Origin of the sequence: Nonomuraea sp. NPDC049624 (assembly GCF_040675255.1) — a bacterium.
GTDB lineage: Bacteria > Actinomycetota > Actinomycetes > Streptosporangiales > Streptosporangiaceae > Nonomuraea.
In genome coordinates, this window is the sequence record NZ_JBFAOR010000003.1 from 587488 (window position 1) to 607251 (window position 19764).

Below are 19764 nucleotides of genomic sequence, written 5' to 3' on the forward strand. Positions count from 1 at the left end.
CTTAGTGCGCCGTGTTTTCGAAGGGCGCGGGCAGCCCCAGCTTGCCGGGGTTCATGATGCCCCGCGGGTCCAGCGCCTGCTTGACCGCCACGAGCGTGGGGTAGCCGCTGCCCAGCGCGTCCCGCATGTACGGCGAGCGCAGCAGGCCGACGCCGTGGTGGTGGCTGATCGCCGCGCCGTGCCTGACGAGCACCTCGGCGGCGGCGTCCCAGGCGGCCCGGTACCAGGTGCGCCGCTGGTCGCGCTCGACGTCGCCGCGCAGCGAGAAGTACAGGCAGGCGCCGTCGGTGTAGGCGTGCGACTGGTGGGCCGAGGCGCGCAGCGTGCCGGGGACGGCCTCGATGGCGGCCACGACCTCGTCGTACAGGGCGGGCAGCGCGGCCCACGGCCCGGCGATCTCGCAGGTGTCGGAGACGAACCCCGGCCCCCGGACGAAGCCGTCGGCGGCCTTGCCGACGATCATCCGCTCGTCCAGCCAGCGGGCGAAGACGGCCTCGCCGTCCAGTTTCACCGACGCGCGTTCGGCGCAGACCTCGTCGGCGATCTTCATGACGGCGTCGACCAGCACCGGGTCGCCCTCGTCGGCGACCAGCAGCAGGTTGGTGCCGGGCTCGCCGAAGTGGGTGCCGCTCTCGTGCGCGTCGTACAGGCGCAGCGCGGCCGGGGTGGCGCCGCGCTGCAGGATCTCCCGGCACGCGTCGAGCCCGGCGGCGAAGGTGTCGAAGCCGTAGGCGATGCCCACCGCGTAGTCGGGCAGCCGGTGCGTACGCAGCCGCAGCCGGGTGATGACGCCGAGCGTGCCCTCCGAGCCGATGAACAGCTGCCGCAGGTCGGGGCCCACCGCGGCGCGCGGGTAGGTGCCGTAGCTGGCGGTGGTGCCGTCGGGCAGCACCACGTCCAGCCCGACCACCATGTCCTCGATCTTGCCGTAGCGGGTGGAGAGCTGGCCCGCGCCGCGGCAGGCGGCCCAGCCGCCGACGGTGGAGATGGCGAACGCCGACGGCCAGTGGCCGGTGGTGGCGCCGTGCGTCTCCTGCAGCTCCTTCTCGAACAGGTCGCCGAACATGCCCGCCTGCACCTCGACGATCATGGATTCGGCGTCGAAGGACAGGATGCGGTTGAGCCGGCACACGTCCAGCACGACGCCGCCGTGCACGGGCAGCGCGGCGCCCAGCACGTTGCTGCGGCCGGCCGAGACGGTCAGCGGGATGCGGTGCTCGTGGCAGATCCGCACCACGGCGGCCACCTGCTGCTCGTCGTCCACCTCGACGACGACCGCCTCCGGCGTGGCCGGGCGGCCGTCGGTCTCGCCGATGGAGGTGCCCGCCCACCAGTCGCGGGTGCGCAGGACCACTTCGTCCCGGTCGGTGTGCACGGCGGCGCCGAGCGCGCGCAGCTGCGCCACCACGCTCTCGGGGACCGGCACGACCTGGCCCTGCAGGCTGGCCGGGCCCTTGCCCGGCGGGCAGTCGGCGGCCCAGCGCGGCGGCGTGGGCGCGCCCACGACGTAGTCGCCGCGGTTGAACGGGTGCGTGACGGTCTGCCTGCTGATCATGAAAGTCCCTCCATCAGAACGCTCTTCTCGCGGTCCACGCCGCGCACGTAGTCCTCGACCTGCCGGGCCACCTCGTCGTCGGAGAGGCCGAGCTCGCGCTGGAGCAGCCGGCCCACCTCGGGGGCCGCCTCGACCGACAGGTCGCGGGCGAACACTCGCATCCGGGTGCGCCGCGACAACACGTCGTCCACGTTCCTGGCCAGCTCGCAGCGGGCCGCGTAGACCACCTCGGCCCGCAGGTACTCGCTGCCCTCGACGACCGGTTCGGCCAGCGACGGGTCCTCGGTGATCAGCTCGGCGACGAACCGGGCCTCGGTGCCGTACCGCTCGCCCAGGTGGGCGCCGAGCCCGCCGGTCGCGGTGGTCGCCTCGGCGTCGTAGCCCGCGCCGCCGAGCAGCGGCAGCCGCGCGGTGCGGCAGCGGGCCTTGCGGCCGAGCACCTTCAGCGCCTCGTCCACGGCCAGCTCGCCCATGTGCCTGCTGGTGGTCAGCTTGCCGCCGGTGACCGTGACCAGGCCGAAGCCGTCGGTGATGATCCGGTGGTCGCGGCTCATGTCGAGCGTGGCGCCCTCCTTCTCGCCGACCAGCGGGCGCAGGCCGGCGATCGAGCCGATCACGTCGTCCGGGGTGAGGTCGGCGTCGAAGGCGGTGTTGGCGCCGTCGAGCAGGTACTGCATCTCCTCGCGGGTGCACAGCACCTCGTCCGGCGAGCCGTCGTAGTCGGTGTCGGTGGTGCCGACCACGACCACGTCGCCCCAGCGGGTGCAGGTGGCGCGGCGGGCCCGGCCGGGCACCGGGACGGTCACGGTGCCGTCCACCGGCAGCCGCGTCCACGGCACCACGATGTGCACGCCCTTGGCCGGACGCACCCGCGGCCGGTGCGCCGGGTTCGACAGCGCGTCCAGGGTGTCGGTCCACACGCCGGTGGCGTTGACGACGACCCCGGCGCGCACCTCGACCGTGCGGCCGTCCACCTCGACGCGGGCGCCGCGCACCCGGCCGCCCTCCTTGACCAGCTCGCGGCAGGTGGCGCCGTTCAGCACGGTGGCGCCGAAGTGGGCGGCGGTCCTGGCGATGGTCAGGGTCAGGCGGGCGTCGTCGGTGCGGCTGTCGTAGTAGAGCAGGCCGCCCTTGAGCCGGTCGGCGCGCAGCCGCGGCGCCCTGGCCAGCACCTCGGCCACGCTGAGCCGCTGGTGCAGGCGGCCGATGCGCCAGCCGCCCGCCAGGTCGTAGGTCCACAGCAGGCCCTCGAAGGCCTTGGCGATGCGGGCGTCGAAGACGCCGTCCTCGGCGAGGATCGGCAGCACGAACGGCAGCCGCCGCACCAGGTGGGGGGCGTTGCGGCGGAAGCGCTGGCGCTCCAGCAGCGAGCGGCGCACCAGCGGCAGGTTGCCCTGCTCGATGTAGCGCAGGCCGCCGTGGACCATCTTGGAGGACTTGGAGGAGGTGCCCGAGGCGAAGTCGTCGCGTTCCACCAGCGCCACGCGCAGGCCGCGGGTGGCGGCGTCCAGCGCGGCGTAGCAGCCGGTCACGCCGCCGCCGACGACGAGCACGTCCACCGGCTGCGCGGCCAGCCGCTCGATCTGCGCCTGACGGTCCAGCCGCAGCGGGGTGCGCCGGATGGCGCTCCTGGTCTCCGATCTGGGCTTGCGTTCTGGAAGCCGGATCACGAGGGGGATTCCTCCTGTTGGTACGAGATGTGCCGGGTGAGCAGGTCACGCCAGGCGGCGCGGGCCTCCTCGCGGGCGGCGTCGGGCAACGTGGGCTCGAAGACGGGGACGTCGCCGAGCCCGGCGAGGGCGGCGGGCAGGTCGGGCCAGAGCCCCGCGCGCACGCCCCCGAGGTAGGCGGCGCCGCGCAGGCTGGCCGTCTCGTTGGCGCGGGCGCGGCGGACCGGCCGTCCGACGAGGTCGGCCTGGCTCGCCATCAGCACGTCGCTGCTGGCCAGGCCGCCGCCGCAGAACAGATCGGTGACCGGCGCGCCGAGCGCCTGCTCCACCCCGTCCAGCAGGTCGCACACCGAGTGCGCGATGCCCTCCAGGACGCCCCGGGCCAGCTCGGCCCGGGTGGTGGACAGGCTGAGCCCGGTCAGGACGCCGCTGGCCTCGGGTGACCAGACCGGGGTGCGTATCCCGGCCAGCGCGGGCAGGAAACGCACCCGGCTCGGCCCGGGATGCTCGCGGGCCAGCGCGGTCAGCTGGGCGGGCGAGTCGAACAGCCCGATCTCCTCGCACAACCAGCGCACCGCCGAGCCGGTCGTGGCGGCGTAGCCCTCCAGGCTGAACACCGCCGCGCCGCGCGAACGCCAGCCGACCAGCGTCAGCACCCCCGGCACCGCCCGGCGATGCGCGGTCGGCCGGTCGCCGGCCACGGCGTCCAGGAACGTTCCCGTGCCGTGCACGCACATCGCCTGGCCCGGCCGATGCGCGCCGAGCGCGATCATCGCGGCGTGCTGGTCGCCCATCACCGACAACACCGGCAGCCGCACGCCGAGCACGTCCGGGTCGGTGTGGCCGTAGTCGCCGTCCTCGTCCAGGATCTGCGGCAGTACGTCGCGGGGGCAGCCGAGGAAGTCCCGCCACGGCTCGTACCAGTCGCCGGTGCGCAGGTCGTAGGCGCCGGCGGCGACCGCGTTGGTGGCGGACATGACGTGCCGCGCGCCGCCGGTGAGCCGCCACACCAGCCAGGTGTCGACCGACCCGAACGCCACCCGTCCCGCCTCGTGCGCCCGGCGCACGGCCGGGTCGTCGTGCAGCACGTCGGCGGCCCACAGCAGCGGGGCGCGCGAGCCGACCGGCCGGCCGGTGTGCTCGACCAGGCGGGCGTCCCAGCCGGGCTCCCATTCGCGCAGCCGGGCGGCGTAGCGGCGGTCCTGCCAGACCACGGCGGGGGTGAGCGGCTCGCCGGTGACGGTGTCCCACAGCAGCACGGTGGCGCGCTGGGTGGCGATCGACACGCCGGTGACCTCGACGTCGTGCGCCCGCGCCCACTCCAGGGCCTGCGCGCAGACCTCGGCGGTCTTCGCCCAGATCTCCATGGCGTCCTGCTCGACCCGCAGGTGGTCGGGGGAGTGGACCGAGATGGGCCGGTAGGCGGGCGGGGCCGCCGAGCCGTCGTCCAGGACGACCGCGGCGCGCGTGCCCGTGGTGCCCTCGTCGACGCTGAGGATCCCGCGCCGGGTACGGCCGGTCATCGGCGCTCGTCCCTGTTCCGCAGCGCGATCTCCTCCTCCTCCAGGTTGACCGCCACGCGGGTGGGGTCCCACTTGATCAGCAGGCAGGTGACCAGGCCGGCCAGCGGCACCACCGAGAGCACCATGAGGCTGGCGCCGACCCCGATGCCCGCCTGCAACTGCGGGAACAGGTACAGGCCGGCGACCGAGCCGAGGCTGCCTAGCATGCCGGTCACGCCGGTGCCCAGGGTGCGGATGTCGCTGCGGTAGGACAGCGCGGCGATCGACTTGCCGTTCGGGCCGGGCCCGGCGGAGTGGAAGAAGATGAACAGCACGGGCAGCAGCGCGGCCAGCGCGACCGGCAGTTCCTTGAACGTCGCGCCCATCACCAGCAGCGCCACGAACACCACCGCGTACCCGGCCATCGAGCTGACCCGCAGGCCGAGGCGGCGGCCGGTGTAGGCCGCCAGGCAGCCGCCGACGATGCCGACCGCGTTGAACGCCATCGACCCGATCGTGGCCTTCTCGAACTCCTTGCCGAACAGCTCCAGGCTGATCACCGGCAGGTACCAGCCGACCGCGAAGTACTGCATGGCCTGGGTGAGCGAGATGACCGTGGACAACACCGTGCGCGGCAGGTACGGCCGGCGGAACAGCACGCCCGCGTCACCGAACCCCACCTGCCGGCCCTGCTCGGCCGCGACGCCGTCCCGCCCGGCGTCCTCCTGGACGGCGAAGCCGTACATGCGGCGCAGGGCCGCGGCGGACTCGCGCAGCCGTCCCTTGGCGGCCAGCCACGTCGGGCTCTCCACCAGGAACGTGAGTTGCAGGACCAGCAGCACGACGGCGAAGACGGCCGAGGAGCCCACCGACCAGCGCCAGATGTCCGCGCCCACGTCGAAACGGTAGAACACCAGCGTGAGCAGCAGGTTCGTGGTGGTGGCGGTGTACCAGACGCCTTGCCAGAAGTTGAGCCTGCCCTTGAGCGCGGACGGCGTGTACTCGGCCAGCAGCGCCATGGCCACCGCGAAGTCGATGCCGTACGCGATGCCGACCAGGCCGCGGCCGGCGAAGACGGTCTGGAAGTCGGAGCCGGCCGCGGTCAGCAGCGCGCCGAGCGCGAACACCACCTTGGTCAGCAGCAGCGGCTTGACCCGGCCGATCCGGGCGGCCAGCCAGCCGCCGAACGGGTTGGAGACGATGGCGATGGCCGGCGCCATGGCGGTGAGCACGCCCACCTGGCCCGGCGACAGGCCCAGCTGCTTGACCATGGGGGACAGGCCGGCGCCCAGGGCCGCGTTGGAGTAGGCGTCCAGGAACAGGCCCGCCAGGGCGAGGAACCAGATCCAGTTGGCCCGGCCGGCCAGCCTCGTCAGGGTGTTGATGGCGTCGGCCGCGTCTCCGGCGTTGCGGATCAGCGTGACCGAGGTGTTCTGCACGGGGGCGTCGCTCATGCCCAGCCGCCTTTCAGGGGGGTGTGATCCCTTGCCAGCGGTCCGGGTACGACAAAGGCACAGACGAAGACCACTGACAGGGATCTCTTCGTCTGTGCCTGCCGATTGACGGGACACTATGTGCCGGTTGTCCGGTATGTCAAGCAGCCGGGGTCGTATCGCCGCAGCTCGCACGCCCCTGCCCGGTGCGCCGGCCGGTCAGGAATACCGGATCTCCCACCAGCCGCGGGTGCACGACCACTTGCCCGCGGCCTTCACGCACGCCCGGAACTTGCGGCCGTTCGGGGCGTCCACCGCGTACGACGTGACGCTGCGGCGTCCGCCGCCCCTGACGACCGCGTGGCAGGCGTGGTAGGTGCGGCCCCCGTCGTCGGTCCAGTCGATGGAGATCCGGTCGCCGGAGCGCAGGCTGGTGCCCCATGCCCACCACACGTCCCGGCCGCGGTAGACGCCGCCGCCCTCGTACAGGTAGACCATGCCGCGGCGGCCCCCCTTGGTGCGGAATCGTGTGATCGCAACCTAGGGGGGCCGGTGTTGAGGATCCGTTGAGCCCGTGTTGATCTCCGCCGCGGGTCGCGCCGCCGCCGGTCAGGCGCCCGGAGGTTCCCGGGTCCCGTCCAGGTCCGCGCGGACGATGCCGTACATCACGCCGTCCCGCCACTCGCCGGCGCGGAAGCCGCCGCCGCGCAGCACGCCCTCCCGGGTGAAACCGGCCTTCTCCAGGGCCCGCTGCTCGGCCACGTTGCCGAGCTCGGTGGTCGCCTGCACCCGGTTGACCGGCGAGTGGTCGAACAGGTAGCGCGCCAGCAGCCGCTGCGCCCGCGTCCCGTGCCCCTTGCCGCGGAAGCCGGGCGCCACGATCAGGCCCATCTCCCAGCAGTACGACACCCGTGAGGTGAGTTGTCTGCGCCACGACACGAGGCCCGCCCGCTCCTCGCCGGAGGCGATCACGAGCATGCCGCCGTCGTCGCCGAGCATGCCGTTGTCGTCCCAGAGGCGGCGCAGGCGGTGGGGGTCCTGCCAGCCGTACCACTGGTACTCGCCGCTGCTGTCCGGGTCGCCGATCAGCCGGGTCAGGAACGCCAGGTCGTCCTCCCGGACGGCACGCAGTTCAATCGTCATGATCGCGACACTATGTGACAGGTGCGACGTCGGCGCGGGCCCGGCGTCCGGCCCGCAGTGCCAACGCCAGCGCCGCCAGCAGCGCCGCGCCCGTGAACGGCAACCACGACAACCCGGACGGCGGCCCGAACGTCCCGCCCGCCCCGGCACGGTCGAGCACCGCGGCCACCGCGAGCGCGGGCACCGCCTGGGCCGCTCCCGAGACGAGCGCGAGCACGGCGAGCCAGGCGACCCGCGCCGCGTTGCCGCGGCGGTACGGCTCGCCCTCGAACACCGACGTCAGCAGCCCTCCAAGGAGACGGACCGATGGTTGTTCATCATGCCCGCCGGGCCGGCCCCGCGTACAGAGGGCCCCGGCTCACTCGCAGGTCCTGGCCTCAGGACTGCAGAACTTCACCTCGGGGACGTCGGCCGACGGCTCGTCCAGCAGGGGCCGGGGCTGCCCGCGCAGGTGCCGGTCGAAGAAGGCGGTGACGTAGGCGCGGGTGACGTCGAGCGCGCGGGCGCCCGGCACGGTGGCGCCGTCCTCGATGCCGAGCTGGTCCATCAGGACGCCCAGGTCGGTGAAGGACGTGTGCGCGGCCCCCGTCAGCAGCAGCCAGCGCTTCCATCCGGTCAGCCGCGCCCAGACGCGCTCCCACGTGGCGGCCGGATCGCCCTTGCCCGGCGTGTACGTGGCGGGCTTGCCCAGGAACAGGAACGGCCGGGACGTCCCGGCCTCCGGGAGCGTCGTCTCCACGCTGCCGTCGAGGTCGATGCCGGCGCGCAGCCGGGTGTCGGCCGCGATCGACGCGACGGTGGCGGCGCCGCCCGCCGAGTGCCCGGCCATGGCGATCCTGGACGGGTCGATCAGGCGGGACCCCTTCCACGACGCGTGCGCGCCGGTGAGCCGGTCGAGCACGAAGGACACGTCGGCCGCCCGGCTCTGCTCCAGCTTCGCCCACCAGGCCGGGCCCTTGTCGTCGATCTCGCAGGTGACGCAGGTGGTGACCCGGCCGTCCGGGAAGGAGGTGGCGACGTTCTCGTAGGTGTGGTCGATGGCGGCCACCACGTACCCGTGGCTCGCCAGCTCCTCGGCCAGGGCCGTGAGCTCGGTGCGGGGCTTGCTGTGCCCGGGGGACAGGACGACGAGGGGCAGGCTGCGGGGGCGTCCGGCGGGGCGGGCGTCGGTGAAGGCGTTGGTCCGGGTCCTGCTCAGGGTGTCGGCCGGGAGGTAAGTGATCCCGCCGTCCTTGAGCAGCAGCTCCGACGCCTTGGCCGTCATGTACGGGGCACGCCGGCGGCCCGGCGACCTGGCCGGGTACCAGAGGGAGACCATGAGCTCGCGCGCCTTGACCGAGGGGACCCACGGGTCGGGGCGCGAGGTGTCCTTCAGGTACAGGGACGTGGTGCCGACCGGCCGGGAGCCGGTGGGGGCAGGCAGGTACGTCGCGGGCGCGGGCGCCGCCGATGCCGACGCGGCCGACGCAGCCGGCGCCACGGACGCCGCCGCCGGCGAGCCGTGCACCAGCCCGGCGGCCAGGACGACGGCGAGCCCGGCGACGGCCGCGGTCCCGCCGGCCCGGTTCGTTCTGAGGTGCTTGATCATGCACCGCAATGTACTCCGAGAGTATATACGCGGTGTATAAGAGAGCGGAGTGCGGGACACCCCCAGGGAGGGGCCCCGCCGCGCGGGTCAGCCGGCGGGCGGGGCGGCGGGCGGAGCGGCGCGGAAGCGGAAGGCGAGCACCGCCGCGCAGAGCAGCAGCACCCCGCAGACGCCCTGCTCGGCGACCATCCAGACCGGCAACGGCAGGAACAGCAGCACCCCCACCACCGCGACCAGGATCACGACGAGCACGATGCGCAGGCGCAGCAGCGCCCGGTCGCCGCCCCGCTGGGCCCGCCGGGCGAACACGAACGTCAGGACGGACGTCGCCGCCACGATGACGCCGCGCCCCCATGCCTCGGGGGTGACCAGCGACGGCGCGACGGCGGACAGGACGGCGATCGCCGCGACGGTCAGCAGGCTGAGCGCGGCGTAGGCGGCGACCAGGATTTCGGCCGTGTGCAGGCCGGAGCCGGGGAGCGCGGCGGGAGGGGTCGGCGTGGTCATGGGACATCCTCCGGATCTGTGCTGCTGGAGACCGCTCGGAAGGCGTGGACGGCGTCGGTGAGGATGACGCTGATTGGACTCTCCCCCACGGGGAGACCCCACGCTATGGGGGATTCCACCCAGATCTACCCGGAGGATCCATGACCCCGCGACTGGTCCATTGCCATCCCGTCACCTGTCTCAACGTCACGGGCATGGGAGAGCCCGGCGGCCCCGAACACCTGTCGGCCATCGGCGCCCTGTACGCCGTGGCCGCCGCGATGGGCGGCGCCGCCGGGCCGCTGGAGGGGCGGTGGTGGGTGGAGGACACGTCGCTGCCGCCGCTGGAGACCCCTCGCGACCAGTGGCGGTGGCACCTGCTGCTGCCGTTGCCCGGGATGCCCGAGCCGGGCGCGGCCGAGGCGGCGCGTGAGCGGGCCCGCCCGTCGGGGGCCGCCGTCGACCGGGTCCAGGTCGTCACCTTCACCGAGGGCGAGTGCGTGGAGCTGCTGCACGAGGGGCCCTACAGCGAGGAGAAGAGGTCGCTGGAGGTGATGGAGGCGTTCATGGCCGAGCACGGGCTGGTGCCCAACGGGCTGCACCACGAGATCTACCTGACCGAGTTCACCGACCCCGACCCGAAGACACTGCTCAGGCAGCCGGTCACCGCCCGCCCGGAGGAGGCGGCTCACCGGTAGAGGGCCGGGGTGCGCGGGGGTGCGCGGTGTCAGCGGGCGCCGGTCACGTCCGTGCGCCGGACCGCAGCGCGCCCCGTAGCAGGGGGCGGGCCGCCAGGGCGACGAGCACGGCGGCCAGCACCCCGACGCCCGCCATGAGGACGGCCCTGGTCAGCGCCCACGGCAGCGACTCGACGCGGTAGACGCTCACCAGGGTGAGGATCACCACGGCGACCCCCGAGACGGCCGCCACCACGCAGACCGGCAGCGCCGCGACGACCGCCTGCCGCACGAGCACCCCGCCCAGCGCCCGCTCCGGCACGCCGGCGGCGGCCAGCGCGGCGAACGAGCGGCGATGGTCGATCAGCTCCTCCGCCTGGTGCACCACCAGCGCGATCGACGAGGTCGTCAGGGCCAGCAGGAGCGCGACGTCCACCAGGGCGTGGCCCTGGGAGTAGCCGACGGAGGCCTGCTGGGCCCCGGCCCCCGCGCCGAAGAAGACCGTCAGGCTCACCACGGACAGGGCCCTGGCCCACGCCCGGGGGTCCGCCTCGACCAGCCGCGCGGCCAGCAGCGTCTCCGGAGACCGGGCCCGCCGGCCGGCCCGGCGGGCGTACGCCCTGATCAGCCAGGTGGTGGCCAGGGTCGCGCCGATCAGCAGCAGGACCAGCCCGGCCGCCATGGCGGTCACCGTCCCGTACTTGCCGACCACGGGGAAGCGGCCCTTGACCGACAGCCCGAGGACGAGCAGGCCCACGCCCGCCGCGAACAGGACCAGGTCCAGCGCCCGCGGCCCCCGCACGCGGGCGCGGCGGGTCACGCCCAGCGGCGAGGTGACGACGTGCCGGCCGGCGCGGGCCCCCGACAGGACACCGCCGAGCGTCACCAGGGCGACGACCACGGGGATCTGCGGCAGCGGCCCGCCGAGGTGGGTGACGAGGTAGAGCGCGCCGCCGGTCAGCGAACCGGCCAGCGCCAGCAGGCCGCCCTCCAGCGCGCCCAGCCGCCGTACGTCGCCCGGCGTCGCGCCCGCCAGCCGCAGGGCGGCCAGCCGCCGTTCCCTGGTGGCCGAGGCCAGCCGATTGGCCTGGTGGACCAGGCCGGCGACCGGCACGGCCAGCAGGGCCAGGCCGAGCCCGGTCAGCGAGCCGTCCTCGTCCTGGAAGTCGGCCATGCCGACGGCCGTGCAGACCAGGAACGTGGCCACCGCCGCCCCGGCGGCGACCAGCCGGGCGCGCACGCGTTCGGCCCGCGAGCGTCCCCTGTGCAGCATGCGGAGCACGGTGATCATCTTTCCGCCCCCACCAGGACGGCGCCGTCGCGCAGCGGGATCTCGCGGTCGGCGTAGGCGGCCACCCGGTTGTCGTGGGTGACCAGGACGACGGCCGCCCGGCCGGCGCGGGCCGCGCCGAGCAGCGCGCCCATCACCTGCTCGCCGCCGAGCGTGTCCAGGGCTCCGGTGGGCTCGTCGGCGAACACCACACGCGGGCCGGTCACCAGCGCCCGCGCGATGGCGACCCGCTGCCGTTGCCCGCCGGACAGCTCGCCGGTGCGCCGCCCGGCGCAGTCGGCCACCTCCAGCCGGGCCAGCCACTCGGCCGCGGCGGTCGTCGCCTCCTGCCGGCCGTGCCGGTTGAACAGCAGCGGCAGCGCGACGTTCTCCGCCGCGGTCAGCTCGGGCACCAGCTCGCCGGACTGGAAGACGATCCCGAAACTCTCGCGTCGCAGCCGGGTCAGGTCGTCCTCGGGCAGCGTGTCGATGCGCCTGCCGTCGAGGACGACCTCGCCGGACTCCGGCCGGACGACCCCGGCCAGGCAGTGCAGCAAGGTCGACTTGCCCGCGCCGCTCGGACCGGTGACCGCGACGATCTCGCCCTCTGCGATCGCGACCGAGACGCCGTTCAGCGCCCTGGTGCCGCCGAACGACTTGCCCAGGCCCCTGGCCTCAAGCATCGATGTCCTCCTTCATCCGCGCGAGCGCGGTCTCGATCCAGCGCAGGTCGGCGTCGAGGTGCTGGAGCGCGTAGTCGGCCGCCAGCACCTGCGCGGGCGAGCCGGTCGCCTTCTCGGCGGTCAGCTCCCGCATGCGGGCCAGGTGGGCCTCGCGTTGCCGCAGGAGGTAGCCGTCGGCGGCCTTCCCCGCGACGGCGACCCGGGCGAACAGGGGACTGGCGACGTACGGCGCCGACGGCTCGACGGCGTTCAGCCACCGCTCCAGCTCCGCCCGGCCGGCATCGGTGATCGCGAACAGGGTGCGCTCGGGACCGCCCTCCTGCTGCGTCTCGGCCACCTCCGCCAGTCCGTCGCGTTCCAGGCGTTGCAGCGTGGCGTAGACCTGCCCGTACGCCAGGGGCTTGGCGCCGGCGAGACGGTGATCATGCTCTTTCTTGAGCTCGTAGCCGTGCTTCGGCCGCTCGACGAGGAAGCCGAGCAGCACGTGACCGGTTGACATGATCACGACTATACATTCAATGAATAGTCGTGTGGACGGAATCGGCGGGCTTACGCGAGGGGGGCCCTTGTGTGCGGTGAGGACCAGAGGTGCACGCGGGTGCAGCCTGCTGGCGTGCGCAGGGCTCAGGGCAGGGCGAGGAGGCTGACGGCGAGGGCTGCGGTGCCCAGGCCAACGAGCTGGCCGCGGTGGATGCGTTCGGCGAGCACGCCGCGGGCCAGCAGCACCGTGCCGGCCGGGTAGAGGGCGGTGACCACGGCCACCACGGCCAGGTCGCCGCTGCGGGCCGCGAGCAGGAACAGCAGGTTGGCCACCGAGTCGAGCACGCCCGCGGTGGCCGACAGCACGTACGCGGGCCGCTCGGGGCCCAGCCGGCGGCGCAGCAGCCCGGCCGCGGCCAGGGTGACGGCCGAGGAGACCGCCCGGCCGACGATCAACGGCGCCACCCCGCTGTCGGACGGCGCCTGGTGCAGGAAGACGAGCTGGAGGGCGATCGCCGACCCGGCGCCGAACGCCAGCAGCAGCGCCGTCCGCGACGGGCGCGCCGACCCCGCGCCGTGCCCCGCGCTGACCAGGACGACCGCCACCAGCGCGAGCGGCAGCCCCACCAGCCCGGCGGCCGACAGGTGCTCGCCTTGGAGCAGCCCCACGGCGACGGGCAGCGCGGCCGAGACCAGCGCGGTCACCGGCGACAGCACGTTCATCGGGCCGATCGCCAGCGTGCGGTAGAGCAGGGCGAACACGGCCGCCGAGGCGACGCCCGAGGCCGCGCCCCAGCCCAGCGCGGCGGGGCTGAACGACGCGCCGAGCATCGGCCACAGCAGCAGCTCGACCACGAGGCTGGCCGGGGCCGCGACCATCACGGTGCGCAGCACGTGGGCCTTGCGGGCGCCCAGGCCGCCGAGGAAGTCGGCGCAGCCGTAGGCGAGCGAGCTGCCCAGGGCCAGCAGCAGAGCGATCACGACACCTCCCGGACCATCAGCGGAACGACCAAAGAGTACATTAGACTGACCGCTGGAGGACAACGGACCGACCGCGCAGTACATTGCACCGGTCCGTCCCGCGAGGAAGGTGAACAGATGGCCGAGCCGGCCCGCGCCCTGCGCACGGTCGCCCACAACGTCAAGGCCGCCCGCACCCGCGCCGGCCTGTCCCTGGAGGAGCTGGGCCGGCGGGCCCAGGTCAGCAAGGGCGCGCTGGTGGCGCTGGAGAAGGCGCAGGGCAACCCCAACCTGGCCACGCTGGTCCGGCTGGCCGACACCCTGGGCATCCCGGTCTCGGACCTGATGCAGGGGCCGCCGGAGGGCCGCCTGCGCGTGGTGGCCGCCGACGCCGTGGCCCCCTTGTGGACCGGGCCGCGCGGCGGCCAGGCCCGGCTCATGCTGACCACCACCGGCCCTGCCCCGGTCGAGGTCTGGCGCTGGCGGCTGGAACCCGGCGAGGAGTACCCCAGCCAGCCCCATCAGGCCGGGGTGGTGGAGACCCTCAGCGTCGTCTCCGGGCGGATGACGCTCGTCCTCGACGGCGCCGAGCACTCCGTCGAGGCCGGCCAGACCGCCACCTTCGACGGCGACGCCCCGCACGGCTACCGGGGCGAGGGCGACGGCGCCTGCGACATGATCATGACGGTCCACCTTCCTCCGGGCCCCCGGACGCCGTGAGCTCCGCCCGCCGTCAGGAGGCCAGGCGCTCGATGGCGAAGGCGGACAGGAAGCCCACGGTCGTGATCAGCCCGGTGAGGACGTGCGCCTGCTCGAACGCCTCCGGGATCATGGTGTCGGCCACCATGGCCAGGATGGCGCCGGCCGCGATCGCCGTGATCAGCGCGATCGCCTCGGGGGAGGCCGACCGGAGGGTCAGGTAGCCGGCCAGGGCCGCCACGCCGCTGATCACCGCGATGCCGCCCCAGACGCCGAACACGTACGCGGGGCTGCGCCCGGCCCGTCGCATGCCGGCGGCGCTGGACAGGCCCTCGGGGACGTTGGAGACGAACACCGCCGCCACGACGGCGAGGCCGATCTCGCCGCCGTACAGCAGGGACAGCCCGAGCACCACCGACTCGGGGATGCCGTCGAGCAGCGCGCCGACGGCGATGGCGGCGCCGCTGCCCTGCGCGTCGGCCTCGCTGGGCTGCTGGTCGCCGGAGCGCTTGCGGTGGCGGGCGCCGTGCCGCGCCAGGATCGCGTTGGCCGCCACGTACGCGCAGGCTCCGGCCAGGAAGCCGACGGCGGTGGGCAGCAGGCCGCCCGACCGTTCGGCCTCGTCCAGCAGCTCGAAGGAGAGCGCCGAGATCAGCACCCCGGCGCCGAAGGCCATGACGGCGGCGATCACCCGCGCCGGGACCCGCACCAGCATCGCCACGGCCGCGCCGAGGACCAGCGCGCCTCCGGCGACCAGCCCCCATGCCCCCGCTTCCAGCCACTCAGGCATGTGCACCGATCCCTCTCCGCGTCCTCGTCCCCAGGTTCTCTTGCCTGTGTCCTTCCCGTCACGCGTTCCGGAGGCGGGGATTGGGGTGGAACGCCCCGGGTAGGGCAGGCGGCGTTCCGCCCCCGTCGTGAGGAGACTTGGATGGAGCACCGCCACACCTCTTGCACCCCGCGTCCGGCGCGACAGCTCTACGAGATCACCGCCCTGGACGCGTCCGGCGAACGCTGGCACACCATCGGCTGGGGGATCGACCAGGCGGAGGCCGAGTCGGCCGCGCGCGCGTGCGTCACCTGCCCGGCCCCGCCCTACCGGGCCGCCCGGATCCGGCGCGACGGCCGGGTCCTCGCCGAGCACCGCCGCACCGCGTGAAGGCGCCGCCGTCGCCGCGCGTGGCGCTGCCGGTGATGTGCCACCGGTGGGCGCACATCACGTTCGTGCACTGGCGCTACCCCGTCGAGGCGGTCCGCGAGCTGGTGCCGGACGAGCTCGCCGTCGAGACCATGGACGGGTCGGCGTGGGTGGGGGTGACGCCGTTCCTCATGGAGGACGTACGGGTGCCCGGCCTGCCCGCCGTGCCGTGGTTGTCGGCGTTCCCGGAGACCAACTGCCGCACGTACGTGCGGGACGCGCGCGGCCGTTCCGGCGTCTGGTTCCTGTCGCTGGACGCGGGACGGCTGCTGGCCGTGCTCGGCGGCCGCTCCGGCTACGGGCTGCCCTACCACTGGTCCGACATGTCGGTCCGGATCGACCGGCGGCGCCGCCGCTACCGCTGCCGCCGGCGGTGGCCGGGGACGCCGGGCGTGCGGTGCGACGCCGAGGCGGAGGTGGGCGGCGTCCTGCGGGAGCACGAGCAGGACGAGCTCGCGCACTTCCTGACCGCCCGCCACCGCCTGTTCACCAGAGTGGCGGGCCGGCTGGCCGCCGCCGAGGTCGAGCACCCGCCGTGGCCGCTGCAGCACGTCGAGCTGAGCGGCCTCGACCAGGACCTGCTGCGGGCGGCCGGCCTGCCCGACCCGGCCGGCCCGCCCCTCCTGCACGCCTCTCCGGGCGTGGACGTACGCGTCGGCATGTGGTCGTGGTGACCTGACGCCAGGCCCGCGTGCAAGCCGATCGCGACGGCCGTGGACGGACGCGTCGACGGCGAACCGCCACTGAGGGGACGCCGGGCGGAAGGTACTCAGGGATGACTCCGGTCTCCTCCTCCAGTCGGATGGTCTTGTCGGAGGAACTGACCGATGATCAGGTCCCCGACGATTGGAGTCGCGATGCGAAGACCAGTCCTGATCCTCACCCTCTTATCGGCCCTCGCGGCGCCGCTCGCGCCGGTCCCCGCGGCAGCGGCCGCCACCACCGCCCCGGCCGTGCGGTGGACGCCGTGCGCGGAGGATCCCGCGGCCGACTGCGGGACGCTGACCGTGCCGGTCGACTGGAACGATCCGCGCGCCGGGACGTTCGAGCTGGCCCTGGCCCGGCGCCGGGCGAGCGACCCGGCCGCCCGCATGGGGTCGCTGGTGATCAACCCCGGCGGCCCCGGCGGCTCCGGCGTGGACGCCGTGGTGAACAACTGGCTCGGCTTCACCCCCGAGATCACCAGCCGCTTCGACGTGGTCGGCTTCGACCCGCGCGGCGTGGGCCGCAGCCATCCCGTCACCTGCTCGCTGGAGCTGGCCCAGCAGGCGCCCGACCCGCTGTCGATCAAGGACCAGGCCGGTTGGGACGCCCTGCTCGCCTTCAACCGGCGCTACAGCGAGGACTGCCGCCGGCGCACCGGCCCGCTGTTCGACAACGTCCACACCGGGTACGTGATCCGCGACCTCGACGCCCTGCGCGCCGCGCTCGGCGACGACAAGCTGACCTACTACGGCGTCTCGTACGGCACCCTGATCGGCCAGCTCTACGCCGAGCGCTACCCGCGCCGCGTCCGCGCCCTCGCGCTGGACAGCAACATGGACCACAGCCTGGGCACCCAGGCGTTCCTGGACACCGAGGCCTGGACCTCCCAGGACTCCTTCGACGAGTTCGTGGCCTGGTGCGGCCGGACCGACTCGTGCGCGCTGCACGGCAGGGACGTCCGCGCGGTGTGGCACGAGCTGCTGGCCAGGGCGGAGCGGGGCGAGCTGACCTTCCCCGGGCAGCCGGACGTCAAGCTGCGCAGGCTCGACCTCATCGGCCTGGCCTTCGGCGCGTTCTACGGCCCGGCCTGGAGCCAGCTCGCCGAGCTGCTGGCCGCCATGGAGAGCGGCGCCGGCCCGGTCAGCCCGCTCCTCGCGCCGCCCGTCCGGGCCGCCGGGGAGACGGTCAACGACGCGAGCTTCGTCTTCTGCCAGGACTACGCGCTGCCCGTCCGCGGCTACCGCGACTGGGACCGGCTGCTGCGCAGGTCGGCGGCCCTCGCGCCGGACATGCTGGTCAGCGCCGCGGCGCACCCGCTCGCGCTGGCCTGCCAGGGCACGGCCACGCCCAACCGGCAGCACCGGCTCAGGGTGGACGGCTCGCCGGCGCTCCTGCTCGGCAACGCCCTGCACGACCCGGCCACGCCGTACGTGTGGGCGGCCTCCACGGCGCTGCAGGCCGGCCGGCAGGCCCGCCTGCTGACCTACGAAGGCTGGGGGCACGGCATCTACGGGCGCGGCGAGTGCACGACGGCCGCCTTCGACCGCTACCTGGTCTCCCGTGAGCTGCCCGCCAGGGGCGCCCGCTGCCCGGCCGTACCGCCGGGCGAGTTGTCGCTCAGGCGGGTCCCGAGCCCGAGCCCGCTGCCCGGCCGCCCGGGGTGGACGTCCGTCCTGCGGTAGCCGGATGGTGACGCGGCCTCGCGGCCCCCTCTCCGCGAGGCCGCGTCCTACCCCCGGGCGCCCGAGGTCAGGCGCTCGCGGAGGGCGTCGAGGCGGGTCATGGCCGGGGTCGCGGTGATGCCGTGCAGGACGACCGAGAGCACCACGGTGAAGGCCGTCACCGCCCACAGCTCCTCGGGCGGCACGCCGAAGTCGGCGTGACCCAGCGCGTACGCCAGGTAGAACAGCGAACCCACTCCCCGGATGCCGAACAGCGAGATGACCCGGCGCTCGCGGGGGCCGGCCGGGCCCCGGACCTGGGAGAGCCAGCCCGCCAGCGGGCGGATGACCAGGATCAGCAGCGCCCCGACGAGGGCGCCGCGCCAGGTGAGCGGGGCCAGGCCGCCGGCGGCGACGAATCCGCCGAGCAGGAGCAGCAGCCAGGAGGTGAAGAGCCGTTCGAGCTGCTCGACGAAGCCGTGCAGGACGTTGTTGTAGCCGTGGCCGTGCTCGACCCGGCGGATGGCGCAGGCGGCGACGAACACGGCGATGAAGCCGTAGCCGCTGACCAGCTCGGTGACGCCGTAGGCGAGCAGGGTGGCGCCCAGGGCCACGAAGCCGTCGCGGCGCTCGGCCAGGCGCAGCTCCTCGGCGGGGGAGTGGAAGAACAGCCGGCCGAGCAGGCGGCCGATCAGCAGGCCGCAGACGACCCCGGCGACGATCCGGTAGAGCACGTCCGTCAGCGCCCACTCGCCCGTCCAGCCCAGGCCGCCGGCGGTGGCCAGGGCGATGGCGGCGTACACGAAGGGGAAGGCCAGGCCGTCGTTCAGGCCCGCCTCCGAGGTGAGGGCGAAGCGGACCTCGTCGTCGGCGTTCTCGGCGTCGGCCGGCTCGCCCACGCTGACGTCGGAGGCGAGCACCGGGTCGGTCGGCGCGAGCACCGCCCCGAGCAGCAGCGCGGCGGCGAGGGGCCAGCCCAGCACGCCGGTCGCCGCCGCCGTGACCCCGGCGACGGTCAGCGGCATCGCCCAGCCGAGCAGCCGCCAGGTCGTCGACCAGCTCCGTAACCCGATCCGCCGGTTGAGCGCCAGCCCCGCGCCCATGAGCGAGACCAGCACGCAGATCTCGGTGATGTGCTCGACGGCCGCCCGGCGGGCGACGGGATCGGGCTCGGGCAGCCCGATCGGCAGCAGGTACAGCCCCATGCCGCCGAGCAGGTAGACCAGGGGAGGGGAGAAGGCCCGGCGGGCGAGCAGGCCGGGCAGGACGGCGGCGAGCAGCGCGGCGGCGCCGCCGAGGGCCAGGACGAGATCGGGGGTGGACATCCCGGCCCCACTGCCCTGATCAACTCAGGACAATCTTCCTTTTATGCTCGCAAACCGCTCAGTATCGCCCGGATCGGCGAGCCTCGGCTGTCGTCGGCATATCGCGGCAATATGCACTAATAGCTACTTTTCCGACCCCTCGCTGCGCGCCTACCGTGACAGGACCCCCCAACTTCTGGAGGAGGATCCGTGTCAAGGTCTCTCCGTGTCACGCTCTCCGTCGTCCTCGCCCTCTCCTTCCTGCTGGTCACCTCCCCGGCCCAGGCCGCCGTGCTGGTCCGGGTGCTGCGGTACGACGCCTCCCGGTCGGCGGAGTTCGTCACCGTGATCGACCAGGCCGCCCAGGTCTGGAACGCGAACGTGGTGAACGTCCGGCTCATGCGGGGCACGCCCGCGAGCTTCGTCGTCCTGGCCGACAACAACTGGCCCAGGACGCTGCCCACCAGCCTCGGCCGCGGCACGATCTGGATGGGCCGCCAGGCGGTCGACCAGGGCTACTACCCGCTGCGTATCGCCACCCACGAGATCGGCCACATCCTCGGCCTGCCGGACCGGCGCACCGGGCTCTGCGGCGACCTGATGTCCGGCTCCAGCGCGCCCGTGAGCTGCACGAACGCCACCCCCAGCGGGGCCGAGCGGGCCGAGGTGGACCGCAACTTCGCCGGCAGCGCGCCCGCGGTCGAGTTCGGCCGCGTCCACGAGGACCGCTGACCTCCGACGCGCCGCGCC

At 74.2% G+C, this 19764-nt stretch carries 21 protein-coding genes; 6 read left to right on the top strand and 15 right to left on the bottom strand.

Translation table 11 applies throughout. The features are described from left to right. Position 1: 1 nt before the first annotated feature. From AB0J76_RS14090 to AB0J76_RS14130, 9 genes are all read right to left on the bottom strand, one after another. On the bottom strand, positions 2–1555 hold the full coding sequence (locus AB0J76_RS14090; protein ID WP_352329887.1) for an FAD-binding oxidoreductase: 1554 nt from the start codon (positions 1553–1555) through the stop codon (positions 2–4). After that, complete coding sequence (locus tag AB0J76_RS14095) at positions 1552–3225, bottom strand: glycerol-3-phosphate dehydrogenase/oxidase (protein ID WP_364389583.1); 1674 nt, start codon at positions 3223–3225, stop codon at positions 1552–1554. The genes AB0J76_RS14090 and AB0J76_RS14095 overlap by 4 nt, the downstream gene beginning before the upstream one ends. Further along, positions 3222–4748 (bottom strand): FGGY family carbohydrate kinase, encoded by a 1527-nt coding sequence (locus AB0J76_RS14100; protein WP_352327090.1) that lies wholly within the window; start codon positions 4746–4748, stop codon positions 3222–3224. The genes AB0J76_RS14095 and AB0J76_RS14100 overlap by 4 nt, the downstream gene beginning before the upstream one ends. Then, positions 4745–6181 carry an MFS transporter gene (locus AB0J76_RS14105; RefSeq protein WP_352327091.1) on the bottom strand — a complete coding sequence of 479 codons (1437 nt, stop codon included), beginning with the start codon at positions 6179–6181 and terminating at the stop codon, positions 4745–4747. Before AB0J76_RS14105 ends, AB0J76_RS14100 begins: the two co-directional genes overlap by 4 nt. Before the next feature lie 198 nt (positions 6182–6379). Beyond that, positions 6380–6658, bottom strand: a complete 279-nt coding sequence (locus AB0J76_RS14110; protein ID WP_352327092.1) for a hypothetical protein — start codon at positions 6656–6658, stop codon at positions 6380–6382. Between the two features lie 111 nt (positions 6659–6769). After that, a complete protein-coding gene (locus AB0J76_RS14115) occupies positions 6770–7303 on the bottom strand; it encodes a GNAT family protein (RefSeq protein ID WP_352327093.1) in 534 nt (177 codons plus the stop codon). Between the two features lie 10 nt (positions 7304–7313). Then, positions 7314–7577 carry a hypothetical protein gene (locus AB0J76_RS14120; RefSeq protein WP_352327094.1) on the bottom strand — a complete coding sequence of 88 codons (264 nt, stop codon included), beginning with the start codon at positions 7575–7577 and terminating at the stop codon, positions 7314–7316. 84 nt (positions 7578–7661) lie between these two features. Further along, positions 7662–8891 carry an alpha/beta hydrolase gene (locus AB0J76_RS14125; protein ID WP_352327095.1) on the bottom strand — a complete coding sequence of 410 codons (1230 nt, stop codon included), beginning with the start codon at positions 8889–8891 and terminating at the stop codon, positions 7662–7664. A gap of 87 nt (positions 8892–8978) precedes the next feature. Next, positions 8979–9398 (bottom strand): hypothetical protein, encoded by a 420-nt coding sequence (locus tag AB0J76_RS14130; protein WP_352327096.1) that lies wholly within the window; start codon positions 9396–9398, stop codon positions 8979–8981. A 140-nt stretch (positions 9399–9538) separates the two neighbouring features. Between AB0J76_RS14130 and AB0J76_RS14135 the strand changes: the two genes are divergently transcribed. After that, positions 9539–10075: a hypothetical protein gene (locus AB0J76_RS14135; protein WP_352327097.1), complete on the top strand. Its 537-nt coding sequence runs from the start codon at positions 9539–9541 to the stop codon at positions 10073–10075. A gap of 43 nt (positions 10076–10118) precedes the next feature. On the opposite strand, the gene AB0J76_RS14140 is transcribed toward AB0J76_RS14135, so the two are convergent. The 4 genes from AB0J76_RS14140 to AB0J76_RS14155 form a co-directional block, all read right to left on the bottom strand. After that, complete coding sequence (locus tag AB0J76_RS14140; RefSeq protein WP_352327098.1) at positions 10119–11345, bottom strand: hypothetical protein; 1227 nt, start codon at positions 11343–11345, stop codon at positions 10119–10121. Beyond that, on the bottom strand, positions 11342–12007 hold the full coding sequence (locus AB0J76_RS14145) for an ABC transporter ATP-binding protein (RefSeq protein ID WP_352327099.1): 666 nt from the start codon (positions 12005–12007) through the stop codon (positions 11342–11344). Before AB0J76_RS14145 ends, AB0J76_RS14140 begins: the two co-directional genes overlap by 4 nt. Then, positions 12000–12506, bottom strand: coding sequence for a PadR family transcriptional regulator (locus AB0J76_RS14150; protein ID WP_352327100.1), 507 nt, complete (start codon positions 12504–12506; stop codon positions 12000–12002). Before AB0J76_RS14150 ends, AB0J76_RS14145 begins: the two co-directional genes overlap by 8 nt. Before the next feature lie 125 nt (positions 12507–12631). Beyond that, a complete protein-coding gene (locus AB0J76_RS14155; RefSeq protein ID WP_352327101.1) occupies positions 12632–13468 on the bottom strand; it encodes an EamA family transporter in 837 nt (278 codons plus the stop codon). A 117-nt stretch (positions 13469–13585) separates the two neighbouring features. Between AB0J76_RS14155 and AB0J76_RS14160 the strand changes: the two genes are divergently transcribed. Then, the gene (locus AB0J76_RS14160; protein WP_352327102.1) at positions 13586–14167 is read left to right on the top strand and encodes an XRE family transcriptional regulator; all 582 of its coding nucleotides are present in this window, start codon (positions 13586–13588) and stop codon (positions 14165–14167) included. Positions 14168–14180: 13 nt separating this feature from the next. Here the strand turns inward: AB0J76_RS14160 and AB0J76_RS14165 are convergent, their stop codons facing one another. Continuing rightward, complete coding sequence (locus AB0J76_RS14165) at positions 14181–14936, bottom strand: ZIP family zinc transporter (protein WP_352327103.1); 756 nt, start codon at positions 14934–14936, stop codon at positions 14181–14183. Between the two features lie 141 nt (positions 14937–15077). Here AB0J76_RS14165 and AB0J76_RS14170 point away from each other — a divergent pair, with 141 nt between their 5' ends. From AB0J76_RS14170 to AB0J76_RS14180, 3 genes are all read left to right on the top strand, one after another. Then, positions 15078–15305, top strand: coding sequence for a hypothetical protein (locus AB0J76_RS14170; RefSeq protein WP_352327104.1), 228 nt, complete (start codon positions 15078–15080; stop codon positions 15303–15305). After that, positions 15302–16018 carry a DUF2071 domain-containing protein gene (locus AB0J76_RS14175; RefSeq protein WP_352327105.1) on the top strand — a complete coding sequence of 239 codons (717 nt, stop codon included), beginning with the start codon at positions 15302–15304 and terminating at the stop codon, positions 16016–16018. The genes AB0J76_RS14170 and AB0J76_RS14175 overlap by 4 nt, the downstream gene beginning before the upstream one ends. A 183-nt stretch (positions 16019–16201) precedes the next feature. Then, positions 16202–17731 carry an alpha/beta fold hydrolase gene (locus tag AB0J76_RS14180; RefSeq protein ID WP_364389590.1) on the top strand — a complete coding sequence of 510 codons (1530 nt, stop codon included), beginning with the start codon at positions 16202–16204 and terminating at the stop codon, positions 17729–17731. Positions 17732–17778: 47 nt separating this feature from the next. Here AB0J76_RS14180 and AB0J76_RS14185 read toward each other — a convergent pair whose 3' ends face one another. Beyond that, positions 17779–19035 carry a cation:proton antiporter gene (locus tag AB0J76_RS14185; RefSeq protein ID WP_352328387.1) on the bottom strand — a complete coding sequence of 419 codons (1257 nt, stop codon included), beginning with the start codon at positions 19033–19035 and terminating at the stop codon, positions 17779–17781. 189 nt (positions 19036–19224) lie between these two features. On the opposite strand from AB0J76_RS14185, the gene AB0J76_RS14190 reads away from it, so the two are divergent. Beyond that, entirely contained in the window at positions 19225–19746 is a 522-nt protein-coding gene (locus AB0J76_RS14190) for a snapalysin family zinc-dependent metalloprotease (protein ID WP_352328386.1), read from the top strand. Positions 19747–19764 lie beyond the last annotated feature (18 nt).

What these genes read in the sequence shown, in the direction of transcription:
- AB0J76_RS14090 (WP_352329887.1), bottom strand. Translation starts at nt 1,555, where the DNA reads ATGATCAGCAGGCAGACCGTCACGCACCCGTTCAACCGCGGCGACTAC.
- AB0J76_RS14100 (WP_352327090.1), bottom strand. Translation starts at nt 4,748, where the DNA reads ATGACCGGCCGTACCCGGCGCGGGATCCTCAGCGTCGACGAGGGCACC.
- AB0J76_RS14105 (WP_352327091.1), bottom strand. Translation starts at nt 6,181, where the DNA reads ATGAGCGACGCCCCCGTGCAGAACACCTCGGTCACGCTGATCCGCAAC.
- AB0J76_RS14110 (WP_352327092.1), bottom strand. Translation starts at nt 6,658, where the DNA reads ATGGTCTACCTGTACGAGGGCGGCGGCGTCTACCGCGGCCGGGACGTG.
- AB0J76_RS14115 (WP_352327093.1), bottom strand. Translation starts at nt 7,303, where the DNA reads ATGACGATTGAACTGCGTGCCGTCCGGGAGGACGACCTGGCGTTCCTG.
- AB0J76_RS14125 (WP_352327095.1), bottom strand. Translation starts at nt 8,891, where the DNA reads ATGATCAAGCACCTCAGAACGAACCGGGCCGGCGGGACCGCGGCCGTC.
- AB0J76_RS14130 (WP_352327096.1), bottom strand. Translation starts at nt 9,398, where the DNA reads ATGACCACGCCGACCCCTCCCGCCGCGCTCCCCGGCTCCGGCCTGCAC.
- AB0J76_RS14135 (WP_352327097.1), top strand. Translation starts at nt 9,539, where the DNA reads ATGACCCCGCGACTGGTCCATTGCCATCCCGTCACCTGTCTCAACGTC.
- AB0J76_RS14140 (WP_352327098.1), bottom strand. Translation starts at nt 11,345, where the DNA reads ATGATCACCGTGCTCCGCATGCTGCACAGGGGACGCTCGCGGGCCGAA.
- AB0J76_RS14145 (WP_352327099.1), bottom strand. Translation starts at nt 12,007, where the DNA reads ATGCTTGAGGCCAGGGGCCTGGGCAAGTCGTTCGGCGGCACCAGGGCG.
- AB0J76_RS14150 (WP_352327100.1), bottom strand. Translation starts at nt 12,506, where the DNA reads ATGTCAACCGGTCACGTGCTGCTCGGCTTCCTCGTCGAGCGGCCGAAG.
- AB0J76_RS14160 (WP_352327102.1), top strand. Translation starts at nt 13,586, where the DNA reads ATGGCCGAGCCGGCCCGCGCCCTGCGCACGGTCGCCCACAACGTCAAG.
- AB0J76_RS14165 (WP_352327103.1), bottom strand. Translation starts at nt 14,936, where the DNA reads ATGCCTGAGTGGCTGGAAGCGGGGGCATGGGGGCTGGTCGCCGGAGGC.
- AB0J76_RS14170 (WP_352327104.1), top strand. Translation starts at nt 15,078, where the DNA reads ATGGAGCACCGCCACACCTCTTGCACCCCGCGTCCGGCGCGACAGCTC.
- AB0J76_RS14180 (WP_364389590.1), top strand. Translation starts at nt 16,202, where the DNA reads ATGCGAAGACCAGTCCTGATCCTCACCCTCTTATCGGCCCTCGCGGCG.
- AB0J76_RS14185 (WP_352328387.1), bottom strand. Translation starts at nt 19,035, where the DNA reads ATGTCCACCCCCGATCTCGTCCTGGCCCTCGGCGGCGCCGCCGCGCTG.